The organism is Cellulosilyticum lentocellum DSM 5427, from assembly GCF_000178835.2.
GTDB classification, from domain to species: Bacteria; Bacillota; Clostridia; order Lachnospirales; family Cellulosilyticaceae; genus Cellulosilyticum; species Cellulosilyticum lentocellum.
Genome location: NC_015275.1, coordinates 802,666 through 821,715, shown reverse-complemented (window position 1 = coordinate 821,715; position 19,050 = coordinate 802,666). Strand labels below are relative to the sequence as shown.

Genomic DNA, 19,050 nt, shown 5'->3' with positions numbered 1-19,050 from the left:
TCCTTAAAATTGTTCATTGTTCTATGATATCACATTTCCCTTTAGTATTAAAGTAATAGCTTCTTACTGTAACTCTTTCATCTGTATGAGTAGATATACCCAAATTCGAATTTATTAACCTTTCTGCTACTCTCCTTATAAGGAAATCCTTTCACCTATGCGTAGGCATTTACTATCTTTGCCATGTCCTATTTGCATTGTTTTAGCAATAGGGATATCTCTATCCCCTATTAATTCTAGCAGCAGTTCTTCTACAGTCGGGCTTAAAGCTTTTTCTTCCATTTCTAAGAAGCTGCCTAGTAAAATCCCTTTTACTTCATCTAATATACCCATCTGCTTATACTGATTTAAAAAGGTAGTTATTTGAGCAGGTTTGCCACTCATCCCTTCTAAAAAGAGAATCTTATCCTTAAAATCAGGAAAATAAGGGGTACCTGCTAATTTTAACAGGCATCTAATATTACCACCTATAATAATGCCCTCTAAATTTTCACCTCTTATAAAGTGATAATCAAATTGAAACAAATCCTCTTGCTCCTCAAAGAAGGTTTTATAAAAGGCTTCTTGCTGAACCTTTGCATACTCTCCTATCAGAAATCTCACTTGATATAAATAGGAGCTTACTCCAGTCTTAGTATAAATACTATCAATGACCGTCGTTAAATCACTATAACCAAAGTAAGGCTTATTGGCCTTTTTTATCCTCTCAAAATCTAAAAAAGGTAATACCTGATTGGCAATATCTCCTCCCGAAATATCGAAGATAGCTTTTACACTTTCGTTTTGATAAAAGTTCATTAATGCCACTGCTCTATCTTTTCCACTTGCCGCAAAAACATCCTTTTGGGCATAAATATATGAGCTACTTAATACTTCTAAGCCCCAGCCTTCTAATAAACTTCTGAGTTTTTCTACTGCTCCCTGCATCTCCAAGCTAAGGCCATTAGAACAACCTACTAATGCTACTGTGTCACCTGTTTTTAATAACGGCATTTTTTCACCTCACTATTATTAATATAATTACTTCATTTATATCACCAGAACTGTATTCATACATAGTTTCTTATTTCCTACTATTTAACTTTCAAAAGTGAAAAGTTTATTTTTATGTTCTGATTACTTTCCAATCATGTAAGTAATGGTCTTATCTTTATCTTCTACATTATCATGATATTTAAACACTAGTGCTTCTTCAGTCTCCCATACCAAATTAATATTATCTTGAGACGTTAATGGCATATCAAACGTATAGACATAGTATTTGGCTTCTTTTTCTTTTTCTGTTCCTTCAGGAATAAAATCCAATATCCTGGTAATCTTACCATTTACTAAATCAATGACATGAATGGTATTTTGATATCTACCTACTATATAGTTATTACTATAGCTAATTGGAACAAAACCTTCTCCATCTAATTTTTCTTTTAGATTATAAGTTTTAACTAAAGTCCCTGTTAAATCATCATATATTTTAAATTCAGTTCCTGTACTAATAGCCACTTCATTATTTTTGTAGAGTATGCCAGCTTCAGCTTGAATACTTGGCTTTTCTACTAGCTTGTCAATGACCTTACCGTCTTTTATATAAAAAGTCGTACTAGCTGTCTGAGTGAGTGCTCCTTGTATAATACAGGTCACACAAACCATTTCGCTCCCTGCACTAGTTCTTTTTAAAGTTACATTCTTCCCAGCTACTACGTTCTCATCATAAGTATTAATATCTCCCACTACCTTTTTCCCACTGGCAGTTCTTACCATTAACTTTTTGTTCGCCTCATCAACTGTATATTTTCCTTCTAATGCCACCTTGTTTTCTTTACTCCACTGAACACCCATTTCCAGAGCCTCACTCACAAAGCGAAGTGGTATATAAGTCACACCATTGATGGTTTGAGGCGCTACATCTATGGTTACTACTTTGCCATTAACCTCTGCTACTTTACTCCCCACCTGCAATACAACCTTATAAGCTCCATCTACAATCTCAATCTTACCTGTTGCTTGCTCCCATTCCACCTTATACCCTAATTGCTCTGATAGGTCTCGTAGTGGAAGCATCACACTTTGATTAATCACCTTCGGTTCATTACTTAGCATTAACTCCTGATTATTATAGGTAACACTTATCTTGCTTGCTGCCATAAGCTCATTCATCTGTGGTGTACCTACTATTAGTAGACTTGCTACTACCGCGCTAAAACTCTTTGCTATTCTTTTTTTATTAATCCCCTTCATAGTATCACCTTTTCTTTTATATAGACACTTTTTACGTTTTCATTATACTCATTCTTCTATAGCAACACTACATGGTTAACTGAAACTTAATTCATTTGTAATATTCTGTATTTTTTATAAATTATACTTGGTTATTATTTTTAACAAAAATCAAAAACATCGTCTTAATGTTATGCTTTATACCAGTGAAAAACTATCCAATACTTCTATTTAAAATCATATCAAATTAATAGAATATAAAAAAGCACTAGATAACCTCTATCTTCTAGTTATCTAGTACTTATCTATTTGTATTATATATCACTCATACTCTATTATTTTACTTTAAACTGTTCCATTTGCTCTGTTAATTCCACAGTCAATTGATGAACGGCTTTGGCAACATCTCGAATACTTTCACTAGATTGATTAAATTCTTCTGCTGTAGCAGCTACTTCCTGTGAGGCTGCCGCTAATTCTTGAGAGGCATGGGCCACTTTTTCTATACTTGCTTTAATGCTGTCCTTTTGACGTTTATTAGCAACTGAAACAGCTGCCATAGCCTCTGTTTTGGGTAGGATACTTTTCATTGCGCCTGCCATATGTTCAAAAGTCACTACCGCTCTATCAATATTTTCTTTTTGCACTTGCATCTTCACATTGATTTCATCACTAGAACTTGTTAAATGTTCCCCTTCATTTAAAACTGCCTCAATAATCCTACTAATTTCACGCACTGACTCTTGACTTTGTTCAGCTAATTTTCTAATCTCTTCTGCTACCACACTAAAGCCTCTTCCTGCTTCCCCAGCTCTAGCTGCCTCAATAGCTGCATTAAGGGCCAATAAATTCGTCTGTTCTGAAATTTGTGTAATGGCTGCAGTAATCCCATTAATAGAAGAAATTTTCTTGTTCATGTTCCCAATCATATTTCCAAACTGGTTAAAGGATTGATTGAAGGTATCTACTGAAGTAACCAAGTCTCTTACTTGCTCCTGACTCTCTTTAATCTCGTTTTCTGCTTCTAAAGTAACATATATAACCTCTTCGATGTTGTTTTCCATATCGTCTAAGTTAGCAACAAATTCATCCATCTGCTGATTCATATTGGTAATTTCTATAGATTGATTTGTATTTTCTGTCGCGGTATTTGTCATAGAGGTTGCAATATTATTAGCACCCTCATAGATTTCATGTGATACTCCTTCTAAGCCTTTCGCTTGTCCCATTAATACGGTTGCATTATGTTCAACTGCAGTTAGTGTCTTTCTTGTGGCATCTATGCTCTTTTGTAGTGCCTCTTCCATAAGAGTTATTTCATCCCTAGTCTTTTCATCCTCTGTATTAAGTTTAATAGTGAAATCACCTTGAGCCATTTTATCAATTTCGTCCTTAAGATAATTCAGTCTTTTTCCTAATGGCTTTGCAGTTATAACCATCCCTATACATAATAAGATCATTGCTATACTACATGATAAAGCATTAACTGTTGCTATTGCAGCGACCTCACTAATGATATCTTTTCTTTTCACCTCAAAAGCAAGGCTCCACCCTTGGGAATAAGGTATATCATGATAGACGATATATTTATTCATACCATCATTAATCAATTCAGCCCCCTCTCCACCTTCAATCATTTTTTGATGGACCTTAGCAATATCTTCTAAGTGAGTAAGTGTAGGGTCTTGTTCTAATTCCTTGATAACATTGTATCTCTCGGCTACCTCTGATGAATTATTAGAGGCAATTACTGTGCCTTGTTTATCAAGCACATAGGATTTACCTTCCTGTAGATATTCTAAATCCTGAATCATATCCGAGAGGAATTTACCATCAAAGGTACATGTAATAGCTCCTACGACCTGCGTACCTTGTTTGAGCGACGCCCCCATAAATATAATTTGTTGTCCAGTGTTTATATTATAACTCGGACTACTTATATACTTCTTATCTTGCATTAAATCCTTAAAATAATCTCTATCAGATATATTATTCTCAAATCCATCGGTTGAAGTTAATTGTCCCTCCAAATCAATATATCCAATAGATTTGACTCCATATTTCTCTCCATATAAATCTACATAGCCTCTAAGTACATTTTCTTTTTCATCAAATCCACCCTCTGGATCACATAAGCGTTCATCTGCTGAAATAGTATCCACTAACATAAAGTATTTATCTAATCTTCCTTCTAATAACCTAGCATTATCTTCTACCATCTTAATAGTGCTCTTGATTGTAAGATTTTCTATACGTGCAGTCCCTACTAGATACATAGCAACAAGTGCTATACTAAAACTAAGTCCTGCTATGTACCATAATCTCTTGGTTAATTTACTTACTACACTTGTCTGCTTAAGTTTTCTTGCCATCTTAATTTCTCCTTATTTAGTAATCATTATAGTAGCTCTTTACTAGACAGCGAGAAATTTTTGTCCCAATTTTTATGGTTTTTAGCAGTATGCCTTACTGATACATTCTCTCTTTAAGTACTTCTAACTGTCTAGTTTTTCAGTAAGTCACCTGTATATCGGCATAGCTTTAATTCATCATAATGCACAAATTTAAATTTAAAAAATTAAATTAATTTATTTATTTCAAATATTTTTAGGCGTGTTGTATTTTAATTTCTGTTAATTCTTACTCAAAATGGTATTCGATTTTCCTATCATGTAAGTAATTGTCTTATCCTTATCTTCTACACTATCATGATACTTAAATGGTAGTGCCGCATACCTTTCTCAAACTAAACCAATATTATCTTGGGCAGTTAGAGGCATATCAAACATATAGACAAAATACCTTCCCATATAAAACTTCTTATTTACAAGTTTCTTGGCTGCTAGTCTAAAAAATAAAATGTGCTTTTACTTAGTGTAAAAGCACATTTTATTTTTAGCATTATTCTACTTGATTTTATTAAGCTTCAAGGACTCTCTTTAGGAATTCTTTGGTTCTTTGTTCCTTTGGTGCATTAAAGATATCTTCTGGTCTGCCTTCTTCAGCTATAACGCCTTTATCCATGAAAACAACTCTATCCGATACTTCTTTGGCAAAGCCCATTTCATGGGTAACCACTAACATAGTTAAGCCGCTATCTGCTAATTCCTTCATAACCTTTAGTACTTCTCCAACCATTTCCGGATCAAGTGCTGAGGTTGGTTCGTCAAAAAGCATCACATCTGGCTCCATAGAAAGTGCCCTAGCAATAGCTACACGTTGCTTTTGTCCACCAGAAAGCTGCTTTGGCTTTGCATGAATATATTGATCCATTCCTACTATTTTTAAATACTTCATGGCAATCTTTTCTGCTTCTTCTTTGCTACGTTTTAACACTTTCATTTGTCCTACAGTACAGTTACTTAGTACATCATGATTATTAAATAAATTAAACTGCTGAAATACCATCCCTAATTTCGTACGATAAGCATAAACATCATGCTTATCATCTAAGATGTTCTCTCCATTATAAATAATTTCGCCACCACTTGGCTTTTCAAGTAAGTTCACACAGCGAAGTAAAGTAGATTTACCTGAACCTGAAGAACCGATAATACATACTACTTCTCCTTTATTAACAGAGAAATCAATATCTTTTAATACTTCGTGAGCACCGAAGGATTTGTTCAAATGTTTAATTTCTATTACTTTTTCCATATGTATCTCCTCCTTTACCCTATATCATCTCTTTTTGATGCTTTAAAGCTTCTTCAGGTGTTTGTACCTGCATTTGGTTAGCAATCATATTATAATTCTCAGGACCATCCAGTTTCTTTTCAATATAACGAAGAATTTTAGTAACTGTATAAGTCATAATGAAATATAAAATACAAGCCACAAAGAAAGACTCAAAGTATCTAAAGTTGTTTCCTGCTACAGACTTAGTTTGGAAGAACAATTCATTAACACTAATAACATTAAGTACTGAAGTATCCTTAATATTAATAACAAATTCGTTACCTGTAGCTGGAAGGATATTACGAATAACCTGTGGCAATACAACATGTCTCATTGTTTGTAAGTGATTCATACCAATAGCTTGTGCTGCTTCAAATTGCCCTTTATCAACAGAAATAATACCACCACGCACAATTTCTGCCATATAAGCACCTGTATTAATAGAAACAATAAAAATAGCTGCCCCCAGTACATTCATATCCATGCCAAATGCCAAAGCTGAACCGTAGTAAATAACCATCGCTTGAACAATCATTGGTGTGCCACGGAAAAAAGCTATGTAAGCTGACAAAATGGCATTGATGACTTTTAATAAAATACGTTTAATCCCTCTCTCTGGCATAGGCACAGTACGTACCACACCAATTAGCAATCCTATGATAGAGCCTAAAATAGTACCTATCATAGAAATCAGCAGTGTTAAACCTGCACCTCTTAAGAACATAGGGCCGTTGGTTGAAATAATTTTTACAATCCACTCAAAGCTCATTTGTTTCCTCCTGTTTTTCTTAACTGCATCTATTTATGTATCCTATCAAACAAAAACTAAGGGCATGCTACCATTAGTCTCGTTTTTATTACTCTTCATTTGATTAAATCTACTTAGTTAGCAGCTGGTTGATTAACAATAGCTGTATCCATAATCGTTGTACGTTCCTCTTCAGAAATCCCTTTTAAAATTTCATTTACATTAGCTGTCCAAAGACTTTCTTTCCTTAAGCCTACTGCAATAGCTGTATCATCATCTGAAGTCTCAAAGCCCTCTTCAAATTCAACCATAGCAAAGTTTGGATTTGCATTAGTCGCACTTACACCTTCAGGTCTTTCTGAAACATAACCATCAATCATACCTGATTCAAGGGCTACACGCATAGCAGGGAAGTTATCCATAGCTGATTGTTTCTCTACACCATTTATTTGATCAATAACAGTATAGTGGAAAGTATTTAATTGAGCTGTAACCTTAGCACCACTAAAATCTTGAATAGATGTAGCATTTTCATATATACCACCTTTTTTAACAACCATAACCAAATCAGATTTATAATAGTTATCGGAGAAATCAATAGTTTCTTTACGTTCTGCTGTTGGTGACATACCTGCAATAATCGCATCTATTTTCCCCGAAGTAAGTGCTGGTACAAGGCCATCCCATTCTGTTTTAACGATGACTAATTCTTTTCCTAATCCCTCTGCAATTTTCTTTGCGATTTCTACATCATACCCACCTGCATATTCAGCACTGCCATCAATTTTTACACCACCATTACTATCATCCATTTGCGTCCAGTTAAAAGGTGCATAACCACATTCAAGTCCTACTCTAAAAGTACTACTTTCTTCTCCTGTTTTAGCTCCCGAACCACAACCTGTAAGTAAAGTAGTTCCTATAGCCACTGCTGATATTAATGCTGCTAATTTTCTTCTCATATCTTCACACTTCTTTCTTTTTTTACAATTTTTGAGAGTAAAAAAGGCACTCCACAACTAAGGACTTTACCTCATTGTAAACTGCCTAAAGATTCCTTACCCAATTTGTAGTCATTTTATCACCTTTTTTCAAAAAAAACAATTGTTATTATTCTTAAATTTAATCATAAAATAAACAAGTCACAAAAAATTTCATTCCGTAAGGCTGCTTAGATAAGTGTTTTTGGTCAATGTAAGCAGATTGCTATCCTGATATCCTGAATCACAATAAAATGTACTCATGTAAATTTATAAACTTTTGTCGCACATTTTTCTCCAAAGGACAAAAGTTTATATGACTATTTTTTATTCAATAGACATGCAAAGCATATATTGTAATATTTTGTCTACTTTATGGCTTTTTTATTAACTTTTCTACATTTTATACCAAAACTTGCTATAATAAAAAAAATAATTCGGCAAGGAGGCTTCATATGAATAAAAACTCACTTTTACAAGAGAACGAACAGTTGGCTCATTACTTTGTTACTAAACTTTTACGCATTACTGCTCTCTTATATACCTTAATCTATATATTAAATTTAATAGGTATCTTTGTTATTCCTTTTAATACTATGACTATCGGCTACATAGTAGGCCTTATTCTTTTACTTTTGCCTACCTTACTAGTAAACATTTTAAAGTTAGATTCACCTTTTCTTAAGTACATCTTTATTACTTGTAGCAATTTATTTGTAGCTGTCTTGGCTACCTTACTATCCTATCATGTCATCATTATCTATGTTTACGGTATAGCTGTGGCTAGTATTTATTTTTCAAGAAGAGCTAACACTTTTGCCATTGTGCAATCTATTATCTTTTTACTTATAGCTCAGGTACTTTCTTTAATATTCAAATTTACCCCTGATTTAAATGCCCCTGATTTATACCACTCCTTTGTTTTTCTTATTTTTCCTAGAACTATTGAGCTAATAGCCATCTCTTGTATCTTTAGTGCTTTAAATCAACGTACAAGCCATTTACTTAAAGATATGGTTGGTGCTGAAGAACAGAAGCGTATGTACGACCACATTGCTAAAATGACTAAAAAATCTGCGGAAGTCTCTACTCATTTAGCTAAAGCAGTTACTACTTTATCTTCTGTGGCAGATACTACTAGCACTATGAATGAAGAACTTGCTGCTAGCACTTCTACTGTAACCTCTAATTCTGCAAATACCTTAGAAGCACTAGAAGATGCTAGACATCATATTATTACCATTGCTAGTAACCTAGATCAATTATCAACATACAATCAAGAAGTAGCTAATCTCTCTAAAGAAGTGAATACGCTTTCTATTAATAATACACAAATTATGGATAATGCTGTAGCTGGCATGACTGCTATTAATACCGGCGCAGATAAAGGTAAAAAGGTCATTAATGATTTATGTGAAAAGTCGCAAGAAATTTTACACATCGTTGATATTATTACCAATATTTCATCTCAAACCAATTTACTCGCTATAAATGCCGCTATAGAAGCTACTAGAGCCGGTAATCAAGGTCTTGGCTTTGCTGTTGTTGCTAGAGAAATTAGAAAGTTATCAGAAGAAACTAAGGAAGCTGTTGCAAATATTAAAATAGTTGCTAATGAAGTCATAAGCAGCACAGCTTTAGCCGTAGAAACCATGAATAACAGTGCTACTCTAGCTATGAATGGTGTATCCATTATTGAAAAAGCTAAACACTCTACTGCTCAGGTAACTGAATCTAATAACGCCATGGGCAGTACAATTACAGAAATGAATACCTTATCCTTAGAAGTATTCTCAAATAGTAAGCATATCGTTGATATAGTAGAGCAAGTTAAACAAATCTGTGGCGTCAACCTTTCTCAATTAGAAAATACTGCTTCAGCTTCCCAGGAAAGTGCTGCTGCTATGAGCCACTTAGTTGAACTTATTCATCAAATTGATCAAATGGCTAGAGAACTTAATCAAGTAGCAAACGATAGGGATTAAAACATACTAAAAAGGATTGTATGCTCTTTTGTGAGTTATACAATCCTTTTTTGTTGCCATTTTTATTAAGCTGTTTCAAACTGCATATTATAAAGCTGTGCATATAAACCATTTTCATTCATTAAAGCTTCATGTGCACCTTTTTCTGCAATACCTGCTTTCGTTAAAACGAGAATCTCATCGGCATTCCTAATAGTACTTAAGCGGTGGGCAATGACTAAGGTGGTTCTTCCTTTAGATAACTCATCTAACGACCTTTGTATATAACGTTCACTTTCATTATCTAAAGCCGAAGTTGCTTCATCTAAGATAAGTATCGGCGGATTTTTAAGAAATACTCTAGCAATGGCAATACGTTGCTTTTGTCCACCTGATAATCTTACACCTCGTTCACCTACGAAAGTATCATATCCTTCTGGAAGGCTCATAATAAAATCATGAATATTAGCTTTCTTAGCCGCCTGGGTGATTGCTTCATCACCAGCCTTCGGATCACCATAAGCTATATTTTGTTTAATACTACCACCAAATAAATATACATCTTGCTGCACAATACCTATGGCATCCCTTAAAGAACTTTGTGTAATATGTTTAATATCTTTGCCATCTATTAGGACTTTTCCTTCACTGACTTCATAAAAACGAGGAATCAGTGAGCAAAATGTGGTTTTACCTCCACCTGAAGGGCCTACCAATGCAACTGTTTTACCAGCAGGAATATGAATGTTCATATTACTTAACACATTCTTCTCTTCATCTGCATAACTAAAAGAAACATTTTCAAAGGTAATATCTCCTTTTACTTCTCCTATTGGTTGTGCATCTGGTTCATCATCAATTTCTGGCTTCGTACGCACAACGCTTAAGAAACGTTCAAAGCCTGTCATACCTTTTTGGAACTGTTCGGTGAAGTTAACTAGCTTCTCTACTGGATTTAAGTAGGTATTAATATAAAGAATATAAACCGTTAAATCGGCTAAATTCATTTCGCCTCTTGTAATAAATAATCCTCCTACTAGTATAGTCGCTAAATATAAAATGTTTTTAAAAAAGCCATTACCACTAAAATATTTACCCATAATAAGGTAACTTTCACTCTTAGTCTTAACGAAAGCTTCATTGCCTGCTTCAAACTTTTGCATCTCTATTGCTTCATTGGCAAAAGATTTAACCACACGAATACCACCTAAAGCATCTTGTGTAATGGCATTGACCTCTGCAATCTTTTGTCTATTCTTTGCGAAAACTGCTTTCATTTTACGATTATAATAGAGAGAGAAAGCCAGCATAATAGCTGTAAAGAAAATAAGGATAAGCGTCATCTTAATATTAATCATACTTAAAATAGCGAAGGTCCCTACAATCTTTATGCAAGATATAAAAATATCCTCTGGTCCATGGTGAGCAAGCTCTGATATGTCAAAGAGGTCATTGGTAATACAAGACATTAATTTTCCTGTATTGACTTCATCATAATAAGAGAATGAAAGCTTTTCTAAATGACCGAAAAGTTCCTTTCTCATGTCTGATTCCATTCTAGCCCCCATAATATGTCCCCAGGTAGTAATATAATATTGGCAGAAAAATGCGAGTATATACATGCCTAAAAGAATACTTCCTATGATAAGAATAAATTTAATAATCTCATTAGTATCATTTAAGACGTATACTTCATTCATTAAGAACCTCACCAAGAGAGGGAAGGTTAAATCTATACCTGAGAGCGTAAGGGCACAGCCCATATCATAAAAGAACATTTTACGATAGGGTTTATAGTATTTTATAAATTGTTTAATTGTGTCCATTATGTCATCTCCTATTTTTAGTTGTATCCAATGATTTTAGCATACTTAGTGAGTGCTAGCAAATCTTAGATTAATAAATAATCTATTAATAATCATAACATTATTTTAAAAAGTAACTATCTGCTTTACAACTCTATAACAAAACGATGATAATATTCTTAAAATAAGGAGGTGAATCAACTTGGCATCTATTTTAATTGTTGAAGATGAAGTGGCAATTAATGATCTTGTAAAACTAAACCTACATCTCGTGGGACACCAATGTACTTCTGTTTTTGAAGGAAAAAGTGCTATTTTTGCAATACAACGTGAGTCATATGATCTCATCATTTTAGATATCATGTTACCTGAACTTGATGGATTTGAAGTAATAAAGCAAGTAAATCAAACACCTACAATCTTTCTGACAGCAAAAAATAGTCTTCAAAGCCGCATCCAAGGTTTCTCACTAGGAGCTGATGACTATATAACTAAACCTTTTGAAATGCTTGAATTACTCGCCCGTGTAGAAGCTATTTTAAGACGGACTCAGAAAGCATCAAAATATTTCGAGATTCGAAATGTTAAAATCGATTTTGACAGTCACCAGGTATTTTATAACGGACAATTAGTAGATTTCACTCCAAAGGAATATAATTTGCTAGAAGTACTCATAAACAATCGTAATATTGCACTCTCTAGAGAAAGGCTATTAGAACTGGTTTGGGGCTATGATTTTGAGGGAGACACTAGAACAGTAGATGTACATATACAAAAGCTTCGCAAAAAACTGAGCTGGGAAGGCGTAATAAAAACGGTATACAAGCTGGGATATCGCCTAGAGGTGCGTCAATGAAGCAACGTACTTTTTTAACAACACTTATACTTTTTCTCTTTTTCTTTAATCTTGGCATTTTCATTGTTTCTATTACCATGTTTAGAGATATACTAAGCCGCGCTAGGGAAAGGTGCTTGAGCCAGCACTACTTTATTACATCTGCCTTGTTAAAGGATATTAAAGCTGTGGAAGGTCGTGGAACCGATATAGACAGTTCCTTAAGTTCTCTACTTCATCCTTATAGCTCTCTATCTGGAGATAATAAGGTAGGACTTGCAGTTTTTAAAAATGATCATCTTTCCTATTGTAGTCAAGATTCACTTTTATTGCAAAGCAACTTCCTAAGGCCACCAGATAATGGGAACCGATTGATGACCATAAAAAGAGCTGACCATAAGATGTATATCATGGTTGCAGGAAAACTTCCCACTCCGTATAATACCTTCACTCTAGTTTACCTTTATGATACGACAGATGCCATAAACTCGTGGACTCATCTAAAAAATGTATTGTTTCTCTCAGGATTTATCCTCTCAGCCCTACTCTCTTTAGGTCTTCTTCTTGTACTGAACCGGATATTTATGCCTCTTAATCAAATCTCCAGAAGCTCAAAGGATATTGCAAATGGAGCGTATGAGACCAGGCTTCAAGTATTCGGAGATAATGAGCTTGCTGAAATGGCACAGAGTTTCAATCATATGGCGGATGAAATCCAGCGTCAAATAACAGAATTACAGGATGCTGCAAATAAGAAACAACAGTTTGTTGATAACTTTGCTCATGAGCTTCGTACACCCTTAACTGCCATCTACGGATATGCTGAATGCATGCAGAAAGCTGTTTTATCTGAGGATGATAGATTGTCTGCATTAAATTATATTATGTCTGAAAGCCGCCGTCTACAGACCATAGCATTCCAGTTACTAGAGCTGGCAAATCTACAAAATAACTATATCACCTGTGAAAAGGTAAAGGTGTCAACCTTATTTGAGACCATTCAGCAAACACTACATAAAAAGATCTTAAATAAAAACATACATCTAGCATTTAAAAGTGAAATAGAGACGATCTGGGGAGATGCCTGCCTACTTGAAAGCCTACTAATTAATCTTATTGATAATGCCATAAAAGCATGTGGCAGCGGCGGACTTATTATAGTATCTGCTACTATGGAAAATATGAAGAAAACCATCGTGGTCCAAGATAATGGAAAAGGCATGGATGCTGAAATTCTTCAACAGATTACAGAACCCTTTTTTCGAGGAGAAAAATCTCGCAGTAGATGCGATGGTGGTGCTGGATTAGGCCTTGCCATCTGTAAACAGATAGCAACGTATCACGGCGCAGAACTAAATTTTATTAGCCAAGTCAATAAAGGGACAACAGCCAAGATTATTTTTACAACTCCACAACAACTTAATTATAATTCTATAATTAAAGTCCCCCATACTATTTAATGTGATCACAATTAAATAATTAAAGGAGAGATTCACATGAAAGTTGGCAAGTTGGAAATAAAGCACTTTAAAAAGACTATTTTAGCTACTACAATGATTATCGGAACTAGCGTCATCTTATTTCAAGCATTTACACAAGCAGTTATCGCAGCGGAATATAGCAAAAAAAATATAATTCCCACCACCTATGCAAATTCTACAAACCAGCTATCTAGCACACCAACTCAGAGTAGTTTGCCTGAGGGGTATAAAAAAGCAAATTATATAATAAGAAACATTAACCTTGAATATTTTAAGAATCAAACACCAACTAGTAAGGATATGACAAAAGAAGCAGCTGCCGAAATCGGTGCACAGGCTTTGTGGCGTATATACGGTCTTAATCTTGAAGGTCAGGTCATTGAGATGGGGTATCATGAACCAACTGATAGTATACCACGCTCAAGGTGGTATGCTGATGTTTTGATTGATGATGAACTCAGTTATTGTTTTGAAGTGGACTCTGTTACAGGTGATTTATTTGCAGTGAATCATAGTAGAGTTTTAGATGTGGATATTCCTGTGACCTTCGACTCAGCTCTTGCCCAAAATCCTCAAGAATATGTACTACTGGCAAAACAAACTGCTAATAATCTAAATGTCGTTCACAGTCAGGTTGCATCTGTTCAATACAATTGTCAGGGCTATAGTAATAACGACCCAGATATTACCTTTGATATCAAAGGCGAAAATGGAGAAGTTGCCCAGATGACTTTCTCAAGATATGATCAAGCATTACTCGGCATTAGCTATAGTGTAGGATACCAATATACTTTGGAAACAATAAAAAAGATTGAACAAGAAATGGAGTCTATCGATACACAAACTCAGGAAACAAGCCAACCGCCCTCTCTTCTACCCATCCTAGAAGAATAATGCTAGAAATAAGAGCCCTAAACAATATAGCAATAGGAGGTTCTTCACTTTAAAAGTGAAGAACCTCCTATTAGTTTTAATAAGATTTACGTTCTGCTTTTACATCAACATCTTGGTCTTTTAGTATATAGACATTAAGACCATATTGGCGCCCAAATTGGAAACATTCTTTGTTGCTATTAAAGAATAAATCAACAATATTACCTTTAATAGCTCCACCTGTATCTCCAGCAATGGCAATACCATAACCTTCAACATAGATTTTTGTTCCTAGTGGAATAACCTTCGGGTCAACTGCAACCATGCCTACGAATGTAGTCATACCACTTGCAGTACGGTTACCCCATCCATCATTACCATTTGTATACGCTGTAGCTTCCATCTCATATACTTTTGTATATGCATAACTTTTTCCTGTAAATGAGTCTTTGATAGAATTCTGTACACCTTTAAGTACAATCTCTTCTGTAGGTTCTTGTGTTACATTGACATTTAAAACCTTTTCGTCAACCACTTCACCACCAAAGTAAGTTCTTTCTAAACTTACTTCTTTAAGCCCATTTTTACCTTCTTGCTTAACTTTCGTTTCACCAAATGCTAAATCAGCTGTTTCAACAACTTTTGTTTCAAAGCCGATTTGTCTTGTTTCGTTTACTGTTTCAACTTTTTTTGTTTTAACAGTAATTTTCATACCGTCTGTAACTTTTGTTTCTAAGCTAGGTTCAACTGCTAAGCCCTCAGCATTTGTTAAACCTTTTGCATCAATGATATCTCCTACTACAGAGAGTCCAGTTTTGAATTCAACTGTTTCTCCATTTTCTGTATAGCTTACTGTAGGTTTCCATCTTTCTATAGTGATTTTCATATTGTCTTCAATTTCAGTTTCTAATGCAGGTTGCACAGTATCTTTGTCACCAAGGGTAACCTTCAACTGCGTTAATAGTTCTTTTACGCTACTTGCGTCTGTTTCATATTGAGTCACTTTCCCGTCATCGACTAAAGTAATAATCTTTGACATGGATTGATAGGCTGTAATACTAACTGCACATAGCATAAACAACGCTACAATCAATAAAGCGATTCTACTTCGATTCTTCATGATATCCTCCTTAAAATGATTGTCTTGATAAAAGTTTAGTTTTATCTTTACTAATCAAAACAATTGGTCTTTCTCACTTGATCTGGTGAATCGGGCTTTACTACAACGATTTGTTAATAAATGCAATTTTTAATTTATTGCAACTACAAATACGATTGTAATATATATTTTTTAGTTTTTCAAGCTTTTTGTAATAAGTTTTTATTGGAAAATCAGAAAATTAAGCCAAAATCTCATCTATATTCACGATTTCTCAAGGGTTTGATGTATTAAAATTTTCTTTTTCAAAAAATCACTTTTAACAATTATGTAATATTTTATTAATAACTATTATATGTCCTTTTCATTATTTTTATGACACGCACTATTTTTTACTTTATTTCATTAAAATTTCCCCTTATTTGAGAAGTATTTTTTCTCTTCAATATACTTTTTTTCTATTTTATTCCATATCATTTTCTTACCCTTTATAAAGCCTGAGTTTAGTATTTGTATACAAAATAAAAAAACAGCTTTTTCCAAAAGCTGTTTTTTTATTTTCTTTTTTTCTCTTTTCTCCCAAGCCTTCTCGTCTAAATTCTAAATAATGTTTTAGCATTTTGACAGCTTATGCTAGCCACTTCTTCTGGGGTCACCCCTTTAATTTCTGCAATTTTCTCTACTACATATTTTAAGTAAGATGAGTCATTTCTCTTTCCTCTATGAGGTACTGGTGTCAGATAAGGTGAATCTGTCTCAATAAGTATATTTTCTAGTCCGATAGTTTCCACTACCTTAACTGTTTTTTTGGCGTTTTTAAAAGTTAAAGAACCACCTATTCCTATGAAAAAACCTTTTTTTACATATTCTTTAGCGAGTTCATGACTTCCTGAAAAGCAGTGAATAACGCCTTCTCTTACTCCGCTTTCCATAATCAAATCAAACGTCTCCTGTGAAGCTTCTCTACTATGAATAATCACTGGCAAATCAAGCTCTTTTGCTAAAAGAAGCTGCTTTTTAAACCATTCTCTTTGCACCTGCCTAGGTGAACTATCATAATAGTAATCTAGGCCTATTTCACCAATGGCTACAACCTTCTCATAACTAGCTAGCTTTCTCATTTCTTCTAAATCTTCTTCTTTTAAGCTCTTTACATCGTGTGGATGTACTCCAATGCTACAATATATAAAAGGATATTTTTTAGCTAAAGCTATTCCCGTTAAACAAGAATCCATATCCGCTGCTGCATTAACAATAAAATCAACGCCTTTATCTTTCATACTTTCTAGCAATTCATAACGATCCTCATTAAAACTTTCATCATCATAATGTGCGTGTGAATCAAAATACATTTCTATTTTCTCCTTTACATGCTTGGGCTTATTATCTCTTATGTTGTTTATTGTAATGGTTCTATATCAAAACCACAAGGTCAGCTTTGAATCTACTCACATGTATTGGGTGTTCTTACCTCAAAAAAGTCTTTAACCACTATCTCTCTGTTATCTAATGCTACTCCAGATAGCTTAAATCCATAGTCCCCCTCTGGAGTAGTTCTATCTAATGCTACATCTGGATAACTTACAGCAATGGTTGATGGCAACGTACTTTGCTCTATGATCTCTATTACATATGTATTAGCCTTTTCCTGGCTCACTCCTATAAGTTTGATTTTTAAATCCCCTTTGATAACTGAAACTTCGGGTATCGCTTGTAATATATAGGATTTATACTTCTCATTAACCCCTCCATCTCCAATAACAATTTCTAATACCCCTTTCTTAAATCGTTCATTGGTTCCTTCTTTTATATAAACTTCCCCCGCATTTTGTCTTCTAAGCCCCGCTTTTAATCTTTGTCCCTCGGTAACTATTTTTATCTCTTTACTTTTCTCTTGTTCTTCTACCCCCAATACTATACCTGTTCCCCTTCTATAAGAAGAAACCTCTAATTCTAAAAGGGTTGCTATTTCAGATACTGGTACATGTAAGATACCCGCTCTTAATTCTGGTGCTGTTTGCATAGTATAAGTTTGATTATCTACAATAACATCTTTTTCTCCTAATTGTAGAGTGATTTTCCTAATAGGCTCTTCTTTTCCCACTGTAAGCGTTATCTCTCCTTTGTTGTAAGTAAGGTCGTAATGAGCTATCCCTGTACTTTCTAAGATACTTCTTATTGGTGCCATAAGATATTGATCTTTCATATAAATAGAGCCTTGTATTGGATAATATTCTTCTCCAACAATATACCCCTCACTACCAGCTTTGAAATAAATAGCCCTATCGGCTGCTCCTGCTGTTACTTGTTTACTTGGAAGTATGCTCAAGTAGTCTTTTAAACAATACTTGGCACTGACCCCTGTATTTGAAAACACTTGACTTGTTATGAGTAAGTCCATTGTTTTAAATGGTGATGATGTACTTAATGGTTCTACTAAACATGTTTTTTCAATAAATAAACAAATTTTTGAAGGTACAGTTGATGTCTCTACTACCTCTATCCATACTTTTCCTGCCTTCCGTGCGCCTTGCTCCCATACAATCACTTTAATATCGCCTTCTAGAATCTGTATCCCCTTCCACCAATTTAATAGCTCTTCTGAAATTGCTAGCTCTATAACACCTTTATTTAAGGCACCACTTACTTTTTCCTGTATATAAACACTATCGTGTGTCTTTTCTGCTTGCTCAATATTAACTGTATTACTCACTTCTCCAAGTTCTAACTTTTCCTTTACTTTAATAATGAGCTGTGTTTTTTTATTCTGATTAAAGGTCAGTATAATATCCCCTTTTTGATTGGAGGTTCTATAAATAGGCAGTTGATCAATAATATTATTATTGTCAACGCTCCTCTCATCCACCTCTAAGCAGAGCTTTGAAGCTAACTTGCTTCCTTTTAAACTCTCTTTATTTGTTTGCATACATTTAGGGAAGTCTATAAGCTGATTATACACTTTAAAATCAATCTTTCCCGAAAAGGGATCTACTACAAAATAAGCTCCTTCTATTTCTATAGTAATTTCAGTCATTTCAACAGTACTATTTTGCTCGGTATCTTCCATCCCCAACGTAATCTTATTCGTTTCTTCTGCCTTGATTTCCATCTCATTCGGTGATAGCAAATGCCAATTATATGCTGATAATGTCTCACTACTAGCCCATACCTTCACATCTATTATCAATAGTACCATTATAACGCCTAATACTAGGTTAAATGCCTTTATCCATTTTTTACTTTTCCTCACTTTACTTTCCCCCTAACATTCTAATCTTTTTTATCTTATCTAATTGCCGTATTCTTTACTATACACTTTAACATAACGTATTTCTTTTTTAACTCACTTGTAATATAAATTAACATAAGAAAA

Annotated in this window: 14 protein-coding genes; 4 read left to right on the top strand and 10 right to left on the bottom strand. The window is 34.2% G+C overall.

Going from position 1 to position 19,050, the window contains the following annotated elements; translation table 11 throughout:
* Nucleotides 1-135: 135 nt before the first annotated feature.
* The 6 genes from CLOLE_RS03515 to CLOLE_RS03490 form a co-directional block, all read right to left on the bottom strand.
* Complete coding sequence (locus CLOLE_RS03515) at nucleotides 136-993, bottom strand: S66 family peptidase (protein ID WP_013655688.1); 858 nt, start codon at nucleotides 991-993, stop codon at nucleotides 136-138.
* 123 nt (nucleotides 994-1,116) lie between these two features.
* Complete coding sequence (locus CLOLE_RS03510; RefSeq protein WP_013655687.1) at nucleotides 1,117-2,235, bottom strand: copper amine oxidase N-terminal domain-containing protein; 1,119 nt, start codon at nucleotides 2,233-2,235, stop codon at nucleotides 1,117-1,119.
* Nucleotides 2,236-2,549: 314 nt separating this feature from the next.
* Entirely contained in the window at nucleotides 2,550-4,586 is a 2,037-nt protein-coding gene (locus tag CLOLE_RS03505; protein ID WP_013655686.1) for a methyl-accepting chemotaxis protein, read from the bottom strand.
* A 547-nt stretch (nucleotides 4,587-5,133) separates the two neighbouring features.
* Nucleotides 5,134-5,871, bottom strand: coding sequence for an amino acid ABC transporter ATP-binding protein (locus CLOLE_RS03500; RefSeq protein ID WP_013655685.1), 738 nt, complete (start codon nucleotides 5,869-5,871; stop codon nucleotides 5,134-5,136).
* A gap of 19 nt (nucleotides 5,872-5,890) precedes the next feature.
* Nucleotides 5,891-6,661, bottom strand: a complete 771-nt coding sequence (locus CLOLE_RS03495; protein ID WP_013655684.1) for an amino acid ABC transporter permease — start codon at nucleotides 6,659-6,661, stop codon at nucleotides 5,891-5,893.
* Between the two features lie 113 nt (nucleotides 6,662-6,774).
* Nucleotides 6,775-7,602, bottom strand: a complete 828-nt coding sequence (locus tag CLOLE_RS03490; protein WP_041712901.1) for a transporter substrate-binding domain-containing protein — start codon at nucleotides 7,600-7,602, stop codon at nucleotides 6,775-6,777.
* A gap of 473 nt (nucleotides 7,603-8,075) precedes the next feature.
* Between CLOLE_RS03490 and CLOLE_RS03485 the strand changes: the two genes are divergently transcribed.
* Entirely contained in the window at nucleotides 8,076-9,605 is a 1,530-nt protein-coding gene (locus CLOLE_RS03485) for a methyl-accepting chemotaxis protein (RefSeq protein ID WP_013655682.1), read from the top strand.
* Nucleotides 9,606-9,670: 65 nt separating this feature from the next.
* Here the strand turns inward: CLOLE_RS03485 and CLOLE_RS03480 are convergent, their stop codons facing one another.
* Nucleotides 9,671-11,410, bottom strand: coding sequence for an ABC transporter ATP-binding protein (locus tag CLOLE_RS03480; protein WP_013655681.1), 1,740 nt, complete (start codon nucleotides 11,408-11,410; stop codon nucleotides 9,671-9,673).
* Nucleotides 11,411-11,591: 181 nt separating this feature from the next.
* Between CLOLE_RS03480 and CLOLE_RS03475 the strand changes: the two genes are divergently transcribed.
* Genes CLOLE_RS03475 through CLOLE_RS03465 form a run of 3 tightly spaced genes read left to right on the top strand, consistent with a single transcriptional unit; the run spans nucleotide 11,592 to nucleotide 14,599 of the window.
* The gene (locus CLOLE_RS03475) at nucleotides 11,592-12,245 is read left to right on the top strand and encodes a response regulator transcription factor (protein ID WP_013655680.1); all 654 of its coding nucleotides are present in this window, start codon (nucleotides 11,592-11,594) and stop codon (nucleotides 12,243-12,245) included.
* Nucleotides 12,242-13,684, top strand: coding sequence for a sensor histidine kinase (locus CLOLE_RS03470; protein WP_013655679.1), 1,443 nt, complete (start codon nucleotides 12,242-12,244; stop codon nucleotides 13,682-13,684). The genes CLOLE_RS03475 and CLOLE_RS03470 overlap by 4 nt, the downstream gene beginning before the upstream one ends.
* 36 nt (nucleotides 13,685-13,720) lie before the next feature.
* Nucleotides 13,721-14,599 carry a hypothetical protein gene (locus CLOLE_RS03465; protein WP_013655678.1) on the top strand — a complete coding sequence of 293 codons (879 nt, stop codon included), beginning with the start codon at nucleotides 13,721-13,723 and terminating at the stop codon, nucleotides 14,597-14,599.
* 76 nt (nucleotides 14,600-14,675) lie between these two features.
* On the opposite strand, the gene CLOLE_RS21570 is transcribed toward CLOLE_RS03465, so the two are convergent.
* The 3 genes from CLOLE_RS21570 to CLOLE_RS03450 all read right to left on the bottom strand — a co-directional run bounded on the left by CLOLE_RS21570 (nucleotide 14,676) and on the right by CLOLE_RS03450 (nucleotide 18,927).
* Complete coding sequence (locus CLOLE_RS21570) at nucleotides 14,676-15,698, bottom strand: 3D domain-containing protein (RefSeq protein ID WP_013655677.1); 1,023 nt, start codon at nucleotides 15,696-15,698, stop codon at nucleotides 14,676-14,678.
* A 572-nt stretch (nucleotides 15,699-16,270) separates the two neighbouring features.
* On the bottom strand, nucleotides 16,271-17,029 hold the full coding sequence (locus CLOLE_RS03455) for a TatD family hydrolase (RefSeq protein ID WP_013655676.1): 759 nt from the start codon (nucleotides 17,027-17,029) through the stop codon (nucleotides 16,271-16,273).
* A 92-nt stretch (nucleotides 17,030-17,121) separates the two neighbouring features.
* On the bottom strand, nucleotides 17,122-18,927 hold the full coding sequence (locus tag CLOLE_RS03450; protein ID WP_013655675.1) for a copper amine oxidase N-terminal domain-containing protein: 1,806 nt from the start codon (nucleotides 18,925-18,927) through the stop codon (nucleotides 17,122-17,124).
* Nucleotides 18,928-19,050 lie beyond the last annotated feature (123 nt).